Source organism: Lysobacter panacisoli (genome assembly GCF_009765165.1).
Taxonomy (GTDB): Bacteria; Pseudomonadota; Gammaproteobacteria; order Xanthomonadales; family Xanthomonadaceae; genus Lysobacter_J; species Lysobacter_J panacisoli.
Genome location: NZ_VLNU01000001.1, coordinates 1905078 through 1920240, shown reverse-complemented (window position 1 = coordinate 1920240; position 15163 = coordinate 1905078). Strand labels below are relative to the sequence as shown.

At 67.9% G+C, this 15163-nt stretch carries 13 protein-coding genes and 1 riboswitch; of the genes, 8 read left to right on the top strand and 5 right to left on the bottom strand.

All coding sequences use genetic code 11. The annotated features are described in order from the left end of the window. Window positions 1-46: 46 nt before the first annotated feature. Window positions 47-1000 (bottom strand): S41 family peptidase, encoded by a 954-nt coding sequence (locus FOF45_RS09025; protein WP_158984092.1) that lies wholly within the window; start codon window positions 998-1000, stop codon window positions 47-49. Between the two features lie 89 nt (window positions 1001-1089). On the opposite strand from FOF45_RS09025, the gene queD reads away from it, so the two are divergent. Beyond that, window positions 1090-1443, top strand: a complete 354-nt coding sequence (queD, locus tag FOF45_RS09020) for a 6-carboxytetrahydropterin synthase QueD (protein WP_158984090.1) — start codon at window positions 1090-1092, stop codon at window positions 1441-1443. Window positions 1444-1467: 24 nt separating this feature from the next. Here queD and FOF45_RS09015 read toward each other — a convergent pair whose 3' ends face one another. Beyond that, on the bottom strand, window positions 1468-3798 hold the full coding sequence (locus FOF45_RS09015) for a patatin-like phospholipase family protein (protein ID WP_158984088.1): 2331 nt from the start codon (window positions 3796-3798) through the stop codon (window positions 1468-1470). Between the two features lie 153 nt (window positions 3799-3951). On the opposite strand from FOF45_RS09015, the gene FOF45_RS09010 reads away from it, so the two are divergent. The 4 genes from FOF45_RS09010 (at window position 3952) to FOF45_RS08995 (ending at window position 6590) form a co-directional block, all read left to right on the top strand. Beyond that, window positions 3952-4353 carry a phasin family protein gene (locus tag FOF45_RS09010; protein ID WP_158984086.1) on the top strand — a complete coding sequence of 134 codons (402 nt, stop codon included), beginning with the start codon at window positions 3952-3954 and terminating at the stop codon, window positions 4351-4353. 328 nt (window positions 4354-4681) lie between these two features. Further along, on the top strand, window positions 4682-5548 hold the full coding sequence (locus FOF45_RS09005; protein WP_158984084.1) for a DUF2167 domain-containing protein: 867 nt from the start codon (window positions 4682-4684) through the stop codon (window positions 5546-5548). After that, window positions 5545-6252: a hypothetical protein gene (locus FOF45_RS09000; protein ID WP_158984082.1), complete on the top strand. Its 708-nt coding sequence runs from the start codon at window positions 5545-5547 to the stop codon at window positions 6250-6252. Before FOF45_RS09005 ends, FOF45_RS09000 begins: the two co-directional genes overlap by 4 nt. Further along, window positions 6249-6590, top strand: coding sequence for a J domain-containing protein (locus tag FOF45_RS08995; RefSeq protein WP_158984080.1), 342 nt, complete (start codon window positions 6249-6251; stop codon window positions 6588-6590). Before FOF45_RS09000 ends, FOF45_RS08995 begins: the two co-directional genes overlap by 4 nt. 76 nt (window positions 6591-6666) lie before the next feature. Here FOF45_RS08995 and FOF45_RS08990 read toward each other — a convergent pair whose 3' ends face one another. The 3 genes from FOF45_RS08990 to bioD all read right to left on the bottom strand — a co-directional run bounded on the left by FOF45_RS08990 (window position 6667) and on the right by bioD (window position 11853). Then, on the bottom strand, window positions 6667-9840 hold the full coding sequence (locus FOF45_RS08990) for a multidrug efflux RND transporter permease subunit (protein WP_158984079.1): 3174 nt from the start codon (window positions 9838-9840) through the stop codon (window positions 6667-6669). 9 nt (window positions 9841-9849) lie between these two features. Beyond that, window positions 9850-11061: an efflux RND transporter periplasmic adaptor subunit gene (locus FOF45_RS08985; RefSeq protein WP_158984078.1), complete on the bottom strand. Its 1212-nt coding sequence runs from the start codon at window positions 11059-11061 to the stop codon at window positions 9850-9852. Window positions 11062-11184: 123 nt separating this feature from the next. Next, window positions 11185-11853, bottom strand: coding sequence for a dethiobiotin synthase (bioD, locus tag FOF45_RS08980; RefSeq protein WP_158984076.1), 669 nt, complete (start codon window positions 11851-11853; stop codon window positions 11185-11187). 66 nt (window positions 11854-11919) lie between these two features. Between bioD and FOF45_RS08975 the strand changes: the two genes are divergently transcribed. The 3 genes from FOF45_RS08975 to btuB all read left to right on the top strand — a co-directional run bounded on the left by FOF45_RS08975 (window position 11920) and on the right by btuB (window position 15054). Next, the gene (locus FOF45_RS08975) at window positions 11920-12405 is read left to right on the top strand and encodes a GAF domain-containing protein (RefSeq protein WP_158984074.1); all 486 of its coding nucleotides are present in this window, start codon (window positions 11920-11922) and stop codon (window positions 12403-12405) included. Continuing rightward, the gene (locus tag FOF45_RS08970; RefSeq protein WP_158984072.1) at window positions 12402-12782 is read left to right on the top strand and encodes a TfoX/Sxy family protein; all 381 of its coding nucleotides are present in this window, start codon (window positions 12402-12404) and stop codon (window positions 12780-12782) included. Before FOF45_RS08975 ends, FOF45_RS08970 begins: the two co-directional genes overlap by 4 nt. A 52-nt stretch (window positions 12783-12834) precedes the next feature. Next, window positions 12835-13049, top strand: a riboswitch (cobalamin riboswitch). Between the two features lie 133 nt (window positions 13050-13182). Then, window positions 13183-15054 (top strand): TonB-dependent vitamin B12 receptor, encoded by a 1872-nt coding sequence (gene btuB, locus FOF45_RS08965; RefSeq protein WP_158984070.1) that lies wholly within the window; start codon window positions 13183-13185, stop codon window positions 15052-15054. Window positions 15055-15163: the final 109 nt, after the last annotated feature.

Below are 15163 nucleotides of genomic sequence, written 5' to 3'. Positions count from 1 at the left end.
TGTTTTCGCACAGGTCGCGTTCACCGATGCGCAGCGCACGTGCAGGTCATCCGTTCTTGCGTGCGCGAAGCAGCGCGACGTCGAGCGCGGTTTCCGGCGCGACCGCGACATCGGGCGCGACGCCGGTCGCTTCCCAGTTTCCGCCGGTGTTCGGATTGATCGGCGTGCCATTGGAGACGAACACGCTGAAGCCGTCGCCGATGTCGATGATGCCGCCGGGATTCGCCGCGCCCGCACTCGGCTGGCCGATCACGGTGGCGCGTCCGGCGCTCTTGAGCGTGTAGGCGAACGACTCCGCCGCAGATCCGGTCTTCGCGTTGATGAGTACGTACAACGGCACGTCGGTGCGCGGATGCGCGTAACGCTTGGCCGGCGCTTCGCTGAAGGTGCGCGTGCGCGTGTGGAAGCGGTTGTACGGATCGGCGCTCGCAGCGACGAACGCGCTCACCAGGTAACCGACCATGTGCGGCGAGCCGCCACGGTTGTTGCGCACGTCGACGATCATGGAATCGGTGGCGGAGAGCTGGGCCAAGGCCGCATCGATCGCCTTGCGCGCGGGCGCCTGCGCATCGTCGAAGTCGAAATGCGCGAACTGGTCCAGCTGCAGGTAGCCGATGTTGCCCGGCAGCACCTCGACCTTGACGATCCCGCCCGACGTCGACGGCTCCATCGGGCGACGCGGACCCGGCGCACCCGCAATCGGCGCATCGCCGTCCGCGGACCAGCGCACGCGGAAGTGGCGATCGAGCGGACGCAGTCGCGCGGTGAGATCGTCGGCGAGCGCGACGGGATCCTGCAGCGCGTCGAAGCGGCCGGCATCGGCGTCGCGGCGCAGGTCGTCGGCGATGCGCTGGCCGCGCGCGGCATCGAAGTAGTGGTCGGCGATGGCGTCCGCGACGGCATCGACATGCCCGCGAGGGCCGGTATCGGCCGCATGGACGGCGGCGGCGAGGACGGCGCCGATCAGGAGCGCGGCGGCACGGCGGAGGGTGTTCGGCATGGACAGGACTCCGGAGGGTTCTTCCTTCTGGATGCCGCCCGCGCCCCCCGCGTCGCAGGCACCGGGCCGCGACGGGGTAAACTGCGCGCATGAAGATCTTCAAGGCATTCACCCTGGAAGCCGCGCACCGGCTCCCCAACGTGCCGCCGGGGCACAAGTGCGCGCGCCTGCACGGCCACAGCTTCCGCATCGAGATCCACGTCGAGGGCGAGCTGGACCCGCAGCTGGGCTGGGTGATGGATTTCGCCGACCTCAAGGCGGCGTTCCAGCCGCTGTACGACCGGCTCGACCACCACTATCTCAACGACATCGAAGGCCTCGAGAACCCCACCAGCGAGCGCCTTGCGGTGTGGATCTGGGATCGCCTCAAGCCCGCGTTGCCGCTGCTGTCGGAAGTGGTCGTGCACGAGACCTGCACGTCCGGGTGCCACTACCGCGCGTAAGCGGATCCGGACCGCCCACTCCGTTCACTTCACCTCGGGCCGCAGTAGCGATCCGAACGTGAGGTACCACGAGCTCTCGCCTTCGTCGTTGCCGCCATAGGCCAGGAACATCGGGCCCAGCGGTGTGCTGAATCCGATGAACAGGCTGCCGGCGAGGATCAGGTCGTCGGCGTCGACGTCGTCCTTGCTCCGCCACGCGTTGCCGGTTTCCAGGCTGGCGCCGACGTACATCGGTAGCGAGAACAGACGACTGGTGTTGCCGGTGCGGCGGTACATCACCGCACGCGCGAGCGCGGTCTGGTTGCCGAACAGCGCGCGCTCGTCGAAGCCGGAAAGATTGAGGAATCCGCCGAGGAAGCCCTGCGTCTGGAAGAAGTCGTCGTCTTCCAGCGCGCTGGTCAGGCGCGCGCCCAGCAGCAGGTGGTAGCGACCCCACGCCTGCGCCCAGTCGCCGGTGACGCGCGCGACATCGCCTTCGACATTCGCGCCGAGGGCGTCGTAGTAGGTTTCCAGGTCTGCGCTGAGGCGCACGCCCTTGGTGGGGAAGTTGATGCTGTCCAGCGTGTCCCAGGTCGCGTTGTAGATGACGCCCGCGTATTCCTCTTCATCGCCACTGAAGTCGCTGGGATTGCCGATCAGCAGATCGCCGCGATCGCGCCCGCGCACCAGTTCGGCACTGATCCGCCATTCCGGCTGGGGCGTGAATCCGGCCTGCAACGCGACGCTGCGCCGATTGATGCGGAATTCCGCGAGCTGGTTGCCGTCGTTCCACAGCGGCAGCGATTCGTTGCGCAACTCCAGCGACGGTTGCAGGTAGAACGCGCCGCTTTCGCCGAACGGCTGGTAGAACTCCGAGCGCAATCCGGTGATGCGGCCCAGCCGCAGCACGTTGCGCCATTCCGCGCCAAGGCGGTTCACGTCGTTGAAGGTCAGTTCCGCCGAGACCATGTAGCTGTTGCGGCCGTTGAAGTTGTCGTCCAGCTGGAAGCCCAGCTTGCCGAACGCCGACCACGGCTTCTCGGCCGGGAGGATCTGCAGCCCGTACTCGCCGTCGCGTTCGACCAGGCGGTAATCGATCTGCTGGAAGCGTCCGTCTCCGTAGGCGGTGCCGATGGTCTTCTCGACGCGCTCCGACTCATACGGCTTGTCGAGATTGTCCGCGACCGCGCGCTCGACCTGGCGCGTCGCCGACGGCGAACGCCCGTGCAGCACTTCGAGGAACGACACCAGCTTCGGATCGAACTCGCGCCGTTGCTGGCGCGCGCGATAGGCAGCGTAGGTGGCTTCGTCGACCGACAGCGCGCGCAGTTTCGGCAACGCCGCCTCGGCGGCACGTTCGCCGATCTCGATGGCCTCGGCGCCACGGTTGAACTCCGCCGCGGTGATGTCGCCCAGTTCCGGCGTGATCAGCACGTCGCCGTCACCGAGCGTGGCGAGCTGCGCACGCGTCTTCTCGGTCATCAGCGCCGTGATCATCTGGTCCATGATCACGACCGGATTGGTCAGCGACGCTTCCTTGTGCAGCGGCGAGCCCACGTCCACCACGATCATCCGGTGCGCGCCCATGTCGCGCACGACATCGACCGGCACGTTGTCGGCCATGCCGCCATCGACCAGCAGGTGATCGTCCACGCGCACGGGTGCGAACGCGCCCGGCACCGACATGCTCGAACGGATGGCCAACGCGAGGTCGCCTTCGTCCCACACCACCTTGTCGCCGGTGATGATGTCGGCCGCGACAGCGCGGAACGGGATCGGCAACTGGTCGAAGTCGTGCACGTCCCAGGTCGACACGGTGAGGCGGCGCAGCAGCATCAGCAGCTTCTGGCCCTGCACGATGCCCACCGGCAACACGACGCGGCCGTTCGCGTAGCCGATCTCGAGGTCGAGCAGGTATCGGAAATCGGCGTCCTTGCGCCGCATCGGCTGGCCCGCGCGCGGCGGATCGTCGACGAACATGTCGGCCCAGTCGATGGTGCGGATCAGGTCTTCCATCTCGGCGGGCGTATAGCCGGCCGAGTACAGGCCGCCGACGATCGCGCCCATGCTGGTGCCGGCAACGCGGCAGACGGGGATGCGTTCGCGCTCGAGCACCTTGAGCACGCCGATGTGCGCCGAACCGCGCGCGCCGCCGCCGCCGAGCACGAGGCCGACGCAGGGTTCACCCTCCGGCGCCGCCGGGGCGACCGCTGGCGGAACCGTGGCAGGCGTCTGCGCCGCGCGGGCCGGGCAGAGGACGGAAAGGATGGCGGCCAGCACCAGCGTGGCCAGCAGGCCTCGCGGACAGCGGACACCAGTACGGCCTGGGGGAGAGGCGATCATCGTCTGGTCATCCTTCTGGGCGATGGTGTCCATGCCGAGCGCCGGCCGGCCGATTCTGCCACCCCGCGTGTGAGGGCCCAACGCGGCCTGAACCCGCCCGCCGGCCATGTTGCATTGCAACAAAGACCGGGTTATGCTGCACCGCACAATCCGACCCTTCCCGCGGATTGATCCAGGAGACCGCACATGTACCAGCCGTTCAACGAACAGTTCGCCGCCGCGACGCGCCAGTTCGCGGAGACGGCCGCGCAGGTCAACCGCCTGGCCCTCGACAACGCCGAGGCCGTCTTCGGCCTGCAGCTGTCGGCGATCGAGGACCGCGTCAACGCGACCTTCGCCTTCCTTGGCGAAGCCGCCGAAGCGCGCGATTTCGACTCCCTCAAGACGCTTTGGCCGAAGGGCGCGCAGGTTGCGCGCGAGAACTTCGAGCGCGGCGTCGCCACCGGCCAGGAAGTCTTCGGCCGCTCCCTGAAGACCCAGGGCGCGATCACCGAGCTGGCTAAGTCGCAGTTCGAAGCCGCTGCACGCGGCGTGCAGGCCGACGTCGCGAAGACCGTCAGCGCCGCCGCCCCGAAGGCCGCCAAGTAACCGCGCAAGCAACCTCTTCTCTCTCCTTTTACTTTCCGACTCTCTCCGCCACCCCTCCCGGCGGTCTGGAAAGCCCGGCAGCGAAAGCTGTCGGGTTTTTTCTTTTGTGCGGCCGTGACGCAACGCGCTCGGAAATATCCGCATTGCCGCGTCGGACTATGCCGGCTTCCAATACCCCTCGTCCTGGAATTCCCCAACGCTCGGTTGCACGGCGACCCCGCCGCACCTAGGCTTCCGCTGCCCGCCCCGTCCAACGACAGGCGCGCGGGTGGACGATGGGGATCGTTCGAAACTCCAGGGGAAGCTTCATCACAATCAGGGGAAGAGCATGGGAAAGCGTTGGTGGTTCCTGATGGTCGCGTTCGTCTTGGCGCTGGCGACCGCATTGCCCGTGGCGGCACAGGAAGAAGACGGCGACGACGCCGTGACACAGTTGCCGTGGCAGGTCGGGCCGACCAAGGGCCGGATCGGCGATCGCGCGACGATCGACGTACCGGAGGGCTATCAGTTCCTCGGCGCCGCAGGCACGCGCAAGCTCAATGAGCTGATGCAGAACCCGTCGGGCGATGCGGACGAGTACACGCTCGCGCCGGAGGCGATGAACTGGTTCGCCTTCTTCAGCTTCGACGAGGTCGGTTACGTCAAGGACAACGAGTCCCTCGACGCCAACGAGATCCTCGCCTCGGTCCGCGAAGGCGCCGAGCAGTCGAACGAGGAACGCCGCAAGCGCGGCTGGGAAACGCTGCGCATCGAGGGCTGGGGCTTCAAGCCGCAGTACGACAACCAGCTCAACCTGCTCGAATGGGCGATCCTCGCCGAGGGCGAGCAGAACCACCACAAGGTCGTGAACTACAACACGCGTCTGCTCGGCCGTCGCGGCGTGATGGAAGTGATCCTCGTCGCCGATCCGGAAGGCCTGGACGGTGCGGTTTCGGAGTTCAAGGAACTCGTGCCCGGCTACGCGTTCAACAGCGGCGAGAAGTACGCCGAGTACAAGGCGGGCGACCACGTCGCCGAGTACGGTCTGGCGGCGCTGATCACCGGTGGCGCGGCGGCAGTGGCGTCGAAGAAGGGCTTCTTCGCGGCGATCGCGGTGTTCCTGGCGAAGGCGTGGAAGCTGGTGCTGATTGGCCTGGTCGGCATCGGCGCGGCGATCCGCAAGCTGTTCGGCGGCAAGGACGAATCGTCGGAATGAACCTGCCGATGGAGCTGCTGCTGGTGCTCGGCGTATACGCGCTGTACCTGCAGGACTCCGCGTTGCTGCTGCATTACGACGAGATCGCGCTGACGCGGGCCGGCCCGCGTTGGCGCGCATCGGCCGGCGGGCCGGTCGAGTTCCGCGGACGGCGCGTGTTCCTGCCCGATCCGCTGCGCCCGGCCGGACCGCTGTTCCGTTGCAGCTGGCTTTCCGAAGATGACTGCGACGGTACTGCGCAGCGTCCGGGCACGCGTCATTTCATCGTGTCGCTCGGCGCGGTGAATGGCGGTTGTCGCGTCCTTTGGGTGCTACTGCTCGTAGGCCTTCCGCTGTTGCTGTGGGCGTACGCGCATCCGCTCGCGCTGCTGGCGCTGCTGGTGCTCGTGTACGCGACGACGGCATGGGTCGCGTTGCAGGTGTGGCGTCATCGCCGCGTGTACGGGCTGGATTCGCGGCAAGCGCTTTCGATGGGCTTCGAACTGCTGTGTTGTCCACCGCACGCGATCAACGTCGTGCGGCGCCTCTCCCTGCGCCACGGCCTGCACGGCGATGCGGTCGCCACGATCGCACATTGGCTCGATCGCGACGAGGCGCGCCGCACCGGCGACGCAATGCGCGAACGGCTCTCCTACGCGATGGCGTTCCGCGGCGATGACGCCGCGCTGCTGCGCGCACGCGAACGAATCGAGGAACTGGCATGACCCTGACCGAATGGACCGTCATCATCGGCGGCGGCGCGCTCGGCTACTGGCTGGTCGCGGTGATGTGGCCGAACCTTCGCGACGCGCGCCCGGTCGTGCAACCGCCGCCGATGCCCGGCGAACCGCCGGCGATGTGGCACCAGGTGCTCGGCGTCGCGCGCGATGCGGATCGCACGACGATCGAGGCCGCCTACCGCGCCCGACTGGACGAGTATCTTCCCGACCGCGTCGCGCACCTGCCGCCCGACGTCCAGGCGCTCGCTCGTGCGCGCACGCAAGAACTGGAACTGGCCTACGACGCCGCATTGCGCGACCTGGAGTGGTTGCGTCCGCGCTGACTCGTCGCGCACACCGCACCAACGAAAAGCCCGCCTTTCGGCGGGCTTTTCCTTTTTCCTGCCGACGCGATGGCGATCAGGTCGCCGGTCGCGGTGCGGGTTCCTCGTCCTCATCGTCTCGGATGATGACCGGCTTCTCGTCGAGCTTGTCGCCAAGCAGGCGACGCACCGCGACGTAGAACAGCGGGATCAGCAGCAGGCCGAGGAACGTCGCGAAGACCATGCCGCCGATCACGCCCGTGCCGATGGCGTGACGCGCGTTGGCGCCCGCACCGCTGGAAATGGCCAGCGGGAACACGCCCATGATGAAAGCGAACGAGGTCATCAGGATCGGGCGGAAACGCAGGTGCGCCGCTTCGATCGTCGCAGCGCGCAGCGTCTTGCCGTGCTGGCGCTGCTCGATGGCGAACTCCACGATCAGGATCGCGTTCTTGGCCGCCAGGCCAATCACGGTGATGAGGCCGATCTTGAAGTAGATGTCGTTGGGCAGGTCGCGCAGCAGCGAGAACAGCACCGCACCGAGCGCACCCAGCGGCACCACCAGCAGCACCGCGACCGGCACCGACCAGCTCTCGTACAACGCCGCCAGGCACAGGAACACCACCAGGATCGACAGCGCGAGCAGCGCCGGCGCCTGGTTGCCCGACAGGATTTCCTGGTACGACTGGCCAGTCCAGTCGTAGCCGAAGCCCTCGGGCAGGTCGTTGTCGACGATGTTCTGCATCGCCGTCATCGCTTCACCCGAGCTGTGGCCCGGCGCCTGCGAACCCACGATCTCCACCGCCGCGTAGCCGTTGTAGCGGGTCAGCGACGGCGACGCGGTGATCCAGTGGCTGTGCACGACGTTCGACAGCGGCACCATCGACGGCGTCGATGCGCCTTCGGCGGTGGTCAGCGGGCTTGGCGTGTAGATGCGCGCCAGCGACTCCGGTCCGGTGCGGTACGGCGCGTCGGCCTGCATGGTCACGCGCTTCACGCGGCCGGCGTCGACGAAGTCGTTGACGTAGACCGGCGCCAGCATCAGCTGGATCGCGCTGTAGATGTCGCCCACCGACAGGCCCATCGACGTCGCCTGCACGCGGTCGACGTCGAGCTTGAGCTGCGGTGCTTCTTCCAGTGCGTTCGGACGCACCGCGGTCAGCGCGGTGTTCTGGCCGGCCTTGCCGAGCAGCGTGTTGCGCGCCTCGGTCAACGCCGCACGGCCCTGGCCCTGGCGGTCCTGCAGGTACATGTCGAAGCCGCCGAACTGGCCCAGTCCGCTCACCGTCGGCAGGTTGATCACGAAGATCTGCGCGTCGCGGATCCCGAACAACGCCATGTTCGCCTTCTGGATGAAATCCGTGGCGGTGACCTTGCGTTCGTCCCACGGCTTGAGGCGGACGAAGGCGATGCCGACGTTCTCACCCTGACCGACGAAGCTGAAGCCGGCGACGGTGAAGATGCCGTCGAAACCGTCTTCCTTCATCATCGTCTCGCGCACCTGGTCGAGCACGGCGTTGGTACGCGTGATCGACGCGCCCGGCGGCAGGTTGATCAGGGCGATGGCATAGCCCTGGTCTTCCTCGGGCAGGAAGCTGCCCGGCATGCGCGTGTACAGGAAGCCGCACAGCACGACCAGCAGACCGAACACCGCCATCCAGCGCGGCGTGTGCTTGATCGCCGCACCGATGTGGCCGACGTAGGTCTTGGCGACCTTGTCGTAGTACTTGTTGAAGGTACGGAAGACGAAGTTGTCGCGGTGGTGATCGGCGGTGGGCTTGAGCAGCGTCGCACACAGCGCCGGGGTGAAGCCCAGCGCGAGGAACGCCGAGAAGCCCATCGCCATCGCGATGGTGATGGCGAACTGCTTGTAGATCTCGCCCGCCGAACCGCCCTGGAACGCGGACGGGATGAACACCGCCGCCAGCACGACGGTGATCGCCACGACCGCGCCGCTGATCTGGCCCATCGACTTGCGGGTGGCCGCCTTCGGCGACAGCCCCTCCTCGGTCATGATGCGTTCGACGTTCTCGATCACCACGATCGCGTCGTCCACCACGATGCCGATCGCGAGCACCATGCCGAACAGGCTCAGCTGGTTGATCGTGAACCCGATGAAGTACATGCCCAGGAACGTGCCGAGCAGCGCGATCGGAATGACCAGCGTCGGGATCAGCGTGGCCCGGAAGTTCTGCAGGAAGATCAGCATCACCAGGAACACGAGCACGATCGCTTCGAACAGCGTCTTGACCACTTCCTTGATCGAGACCGCGACGAAGGTCGAGCTGTCGTACGGCGAGAACCACGTGACCCCGTTCGGGAACGTGGACTGCAGCTCGTTCATGCGCTTGGTGACGTCCTCGGCCACGCCCAGCGCGTTGGCGCCCGGCGCCAGCTGGATCGCGAAACCGGCCGCCGGCTTGCCGTCCCAGCGACTGTCGAAGCCGTAGGACGCCGCGCCCAGGCCGATGCGTGCGACGTCGCGCAGCTTGACCGTGGTGCCGTCGGCGTTGGTGCGCAGGATGATGTTGCCGAACTGTTCGGGCGTGCTGTAGCGGCCCTCGGCCGACACCGTCGCGGTGAAGCCCTGGCCCTCCGGCGCCGGATCGGCGCCGACCTTGCCGGCCGCGAACTGTACGTTCTGGCCACGCACCGCCTGCAGCGCCTGCGAGGCAGACAGCCCGTAGCCGCGCAGCTGGTCGGGGTTCAACCAGATGTTCATCGCGTATTCGCTGCCGAACAGCTGGGTGCTGCCCACGCCCGGCACGCGCGCGATCTGGTCGAGCACGCGCGAGGCGATGATGTCGCTCAGCGCGTCGCGGTCCATCGACTCGTCTTCCGAGCGCAGCGCCACGACCTTCAGGAAGCCGGCGTTGGCCTTGGCCACGACGACGCCCTGCTGCGTGACTTCCGTCGGCAGGCGCGGGGTCGCCAGCGCGACCTTGTTCTGCACCTGCACCTGCGCGATGTCCGGATCGGTGCCCGGCTCGAACGTCAAGGTGATGTTGGTGCCGCCACTGGAGCTGGACGACGAGTTGAAGTAGACGAGGTTGTCGATGCCCGTCAGCTGCTGCTCGATCACCTGCGTGACCGCGCCTTCCGCGGTTTCGGCGCTCGCGCCCGGATAGGACGCGGACACCGTCACCTGCGGCGGTGCGATGCTGGGGTACGACTCGACGCCGAGGTTCAGGATCGCGAGCACGCCGCAAAGCGAGATCAGGATCGCGATGACCCAGGCGAAGACCGGGTGGTTGATGAAGAATCTGGACATGGCGGGGGATTAGTCCTTCGTGGCCGGTGCCTTGGCGGGCTCGGCCTTCGCTTCACTCTTCGCGTCGGGACCGGCGGCCGCGGCCTTGCCGGCATCGGCAGGCTGGCCGGCCGGCGGCGCCGGCGTGGCCTTGGCCGGCTGGCCCGGCTGCGCACGCTGGACACCGGAGACGACGACCTGGTCGCCCGGGGCCAGGCCCTTGGTGACGATCCAGTTGGAACCCTGCTGGCGGTCGGTGGTCACGTCCTTGCGCGCGACGTTGCCGTCGGCGCCGACGACCAGCACGTACGCGCTCTTGGCATCGCGCAGCACGCCGATCTGCGGCACGACATAAGCGTTGGGCTGCACGCCCAGCGTCGCCTTCAGGGTCACGAAAGTACCCGGCAGCAGGGTCTTGTCCGGATTCGGGATGCGCGCGCGCAGCGCGATCGCACCCGTGGCCGGATCGACCACGTCGCCGGAGAAGTCCAGCGCGCCCTGGCGTTCGTACGGCGTGCCGTCCGGCAGGATCACCTGCACGTGCGAGTCGCGCGACGTCAGCTGCGCACGGCGGATCTGCTCCAGCTCGGTCACGCTCAGCGAGAAGTTCACGTACAGCTGGTCGATCTGGTCGATCGTGGTCAGCAGCGTCGGCGTGCCCTGCCCGACCAGCGCGCCTTCGGTGACCTGCTGCTGGTTGGCGCGACCGCTGATCGGCGCGGTCACCGTGGCGTAGCCGAGGTTGATGCGCGAATTGGCCAGCGCGGCTTCGGCCTGCTTCACCGCCGCGGCGGCGCTGCGCTCGGCGGCGAGGGCGTTGTCGAGGTCGGACTGCGAGACGAACTTCTCCGGCGCCAGGCGGCGGGCACGATCGGCCGCGGCCTTGGCGTTGGCGTAATTGGCCTGCGCCGAAGCCAGCGAGGCCTGCGACTGGCCGACTTCGGCCTGCAGCGGCGCCGGATCGATCAGGAACAGCACCTGGCCGGCCTTCACGTCGCTGCCTTCTTCATAGACGCGGCGCTGCAGCACGCCCGGCACGCGGGCACGGACGTCGGCGCTGCGGAATGCGGCCAGCCGGCCCACCAGGTCCTTCTGCAGCGGAACGTCGCTGGGCTGCACCTTGACCACGCCGACTTCCGGCGGGGGCATGCCGCCCTGCTGGGCCTGATCCTTGCCGCCGCAGGCGGACAGTGCGAGTGCCAACGCGGCGGCGACAGCCACCGTGCGCGGGTTCTTGAGCATGGGGGAAGACTCCGATTCCGTCATGTACGAGCGTTGCAGCTCAGATTGGCTCTAATTCCTATACCGACCAGTCTAACATTCCGATGGGAGGCCCCATCCCCCATTGGTCACGGGGATGGGCAATCACGCCGTTTCGAGCAAATGCGCCAACTTTGCCGGTTCGGGTGTATCACGGAACGGAAGTCGGCCCCAGCACCGAACCGGCAGGCGTTGCAGGAGCAATTCGAAGTTGTCGTCCGCGCGCGCCATGTGCGGGTCGATGTCGTTGGCGATCCAGCCCGCCAGGTGCAGCCCGTCGGCCTCGATCGCGCGCGCGGTCAGCCGCGCATGGTTGATGCAGCCCAGGCGCAGCCCGACCACCAGCACCACCGGCAAGTCCAGCGCACGGACCAGATCGCGCTGGTCCAGCGTGGCCGACAGCGGTGCGGCCCATCCTCCCACACCCTCCACGACGACCGTGTCTGCATGCGCCGACAGGCGCTCGAAGGCGTCGAGCATCGGCGCCAGCGCGATCTCGACGCCTGCGTCGGCGGCGGCCAGCTCCGGCGCCAGCGGCTGCGGCAATGCGTACGGATTCACGTCCTCGTACGCGGGGCGCGGATCGCTCGCCGCCTGCAACGCGAGTGCATCCTCGTTGCGCCATCCTTCCGGCGTGTATTCGCAACCGCTCGCGAGCGGCTTCATGCCCACCGCACGCAAGCCACGCGTGCGCAATGCGTGCAGCAGCGTCGCACTGGCCAGCGATTTGCCGATGCCCGTGTCGGTGCCCGTGACGAACCAGCCGCGGCTCATTGACGCCGCGCGCCCTTGCCCGCGCCGGTTCCGCCCACACTGTTAGACTTCAGGAAAGAGGCGCTCATGTTCACCAGCGAAAGTCTAAGCGGCCCCAAGCCGGAACAGTACGCACAGCTGCTCGCGCAGGCGCGCGCGCTGCTGCACGGTGAGCGCGACCGCATCGCCAACGCGGCCAACCTCTCGGCACTGGTCTACCACTCGCTGCCGGCGCTCAACTGGGTGGGATTCTATTTCTTCGACGGTCGCGAACTGGTCGTCGGCCCGTTCCAGGGCCTGCCGGCCTGCGTGCGCATCCCGCTCGACAAGGGCGTGTGCGGTGCCGCGGCCAGCACCCGCCAGACCCAGCGCATCGAGGACGTCCATGCGTTCCCGGGTCATATCGCCTGCGATTCGGCCTCCAACTCGGAGTTGGTGGTGCCGCTGGTGGCCGCCGACGGCTCCCTGATCGGCGTGTTCGATCTCGACAGTCCTGAACACGCCCGTTTTGACGTTGAAGACCAGCACGGCCTGGAGTCGATCGCGCAGGCATTCGTGGAGTCGCTGGAATGACGACGGGTACGAGTACGGACAAGCTGCGCAACATCGGACCCAAGTCCGCCGCCTGGCTGCGCCAGGTCGGCCTTCGCACCCGCGAGGACCTGGCCGCGGCGGGTACGGTGGATGCTTTCATGCGCGTCAAGCGCGCGGGCTTCAAGCCCACCCTCAACCTGCTGTACGCCATCGAGGGTGCGCTGCAGGACTGCCATTGGCAGGAGATCTCCGACGAACGCCGCAGCGAGCTGGTCGTCGCCGCCGAAGCCGCCATCGCCCTGCTGCCGCCGCCACGCTACCGGCCGGCCGCCGCGCCGGTCACGACCACGCAGATGGGCGAAGAGAGCAGCATGGCCATGCCGTCGCTGTTCGACGAACCCGGCGAACGCGAGTAACCCTGCGGCTCCCAAGCCCCCGGCGCTTTGGCCCACGAGGCCGGTATCGCGTAGACTGCGCGCGCTTTCAGGTGACCCGACGGCGTCCGCCAACGGGTTGAAACGGGAAGCCGGTGACGCCGCCCGCGGCCATTCCGGCACTGCCCCCGCAACGGTAAGCGAGCAAGGCACGGCAACCGCCACTGTGCGATCGCACGGGAAGGCGCCGCGCCCGGAGGCATGCCTCCACTCGCGAGTCCGGAGACCGGCCTGGACGCAGGGTCATTCGACCCGCCACTGGTTGCGATGCGGAGGGCGTCGCGGCGGCGATGCCGGCGCGATGCGCGCCCGCCACGCAGCCCGCTTTCTCCACGCGACTTCCCGCTGTCCGACGCGGCCCGTCCGCGCGCTGGAGAAAACGATGTCCCCGCGTAATGCCACCCCGATCCACGCCGCACTCGCGCTCGCCTGCGCCCTCGCGTTGCCCGCCCTCGCCCGCGCGCAGGCCGCCACCGATCTCGACGAAGTCGTCGTCACCGCCAACCGCACCGCGATCAGCGTCAACGATGCGCTCACACCGGTGGAAGTGATCGACGCCGAACAGATCCGCCACAGCCAGGCGCGCTCGCTGCCCGAACTGCTGCAGGGCCGCGCCGGCATCTCGCTGTCCAACCAGGGCGGCCAGGGCAAGCTGACCACGCTGTTCCTGCGCGGCGCGGAATCCGACCACGTGCTGGTGCTGGTCGACGGCATCCGCATCGGTTCATCGACCTCGGGGCTGGTGTCGTTCCAGGACCTGCCGATCGAAATGATCGAGCGCGTGGAAATCGTGCGCGGTCCGCGCGCGAGCCTGTACGGCAGCGACGCCATCGGTGGCGTGATCCAGGTGTTCACCCGTCGCGACCGCGGCGCATTCGTGCCGCGCGTGCGGTTCGATGCCGGCAGCAACGACTCGCTCGGATACGGCATGGGCTTCGGCGGCGCCAGCGAGCGCGCCTGGTTCGGCGCCGACTACCAGCACACGCGCACCACCGGCATCAACGCCTGCAACGGTTTCTTCGATCCGTTGACCTTCGACGGCGCGGGCTGCTTCATCGCCACCGACTCGCAGCCAGATCGCGACGGCTACGACAAGGATGCGCTGTCGCTGCGCGGCGGCGTGCAGTTCGGCGAGCAGTGGAGCCTGGAAGGCCATGCGCTGCGCAACGAGGGCGACAACGAATTCGACGGCGATTTCACCGATCGTTCCGAGACGATCCAGCAGGTGATCGGCGGCAAGCTGCGCTGGCGCCCGTCCGAGCGCGTCGACCTGCACCTCACCGCCGGCCGCAACGTCGATGCCTCCGACAACTTCCTCGGCGAGGACTTCGTCGATTTCTTCAGCACCGATCGCGACAGCGCGACGCTGCAGGGCGACTTCGGCATCGCCAGCGGCCAGCTGCTGACGCTGGGCCTGGACTGGCTGCGCGACCGCGTCGATGCGACCACCACCTACGACGAGACCGAGCGCGACAACAAGGCCGCGTTCGTGCAGTACCAGGGCCGCTTCGGTGCGCAGTCGCTCGAGGCGAGCGTGCGTCGCGACGACAACGAACAGTTCGGCGGGCACACCACCGGCAGCGCGGCGTGGGGCATGAGTTTCGCCGAGAACTGGCGCGTCCGCGCGGGCTACGGCACCGCCTTCAAGGCGCCGACCTTCAACGAGCTGTACTTCCCGTTCTTCAGCAATCCGGACCTCGATCCGGAAGAGTCGGAGACGTGGGAACTCGGCGTGGGCTGGCAGGGCGACGGCGTGGGCGTGAACCTCGACGCCTTCAGCACCGACGTCGACGACCTGATCGCCTTCGACGCCAGCCAGAACCGCCCGAACAACGTCGACAGTGCGCGCATGCGCGGCGCCGAACTCACCGCCAACGCCACGCTCGCCGACTGGACCGTCAACGGCGCGATCAGCTGGCTCGACACCGAGAACCGCTCCGGCTTCTTCGAAGGCAACGACCTCGCCCGCCGCGCGAAGAACAGCGCACGCATCGAGATCGACCGTGCCTTCGGCGCGTTCCGCGTCGGCGTCACCGCGGCCGGTGAAGGCTCGCGCTACGACGACGTCGCCAACACGCGCCGTCTCGCCGGCTACGGCACGCTCGACCTGCGCGCCGAGTACGCGCTGAGCGACGCGCTGACGCTGCAGGCCCGCGTCGCCAACGTGTTCGATCGCGAATACGAGACCGTGTCGTTCTACAACCAGCCCGGCCGCGAGTGGTACCTGACGCTGCGCTACGCGCCCGTCAACTGACCCAGTCCGCTACGCAGACGACAGGAAGCCCGGCTCTTGGCCGGGCTTCTTGCTGTCGGGCATTCGAGGTCGAGCGCGACGCATCCGCAGGCTCATCGCCGAGCCTCGA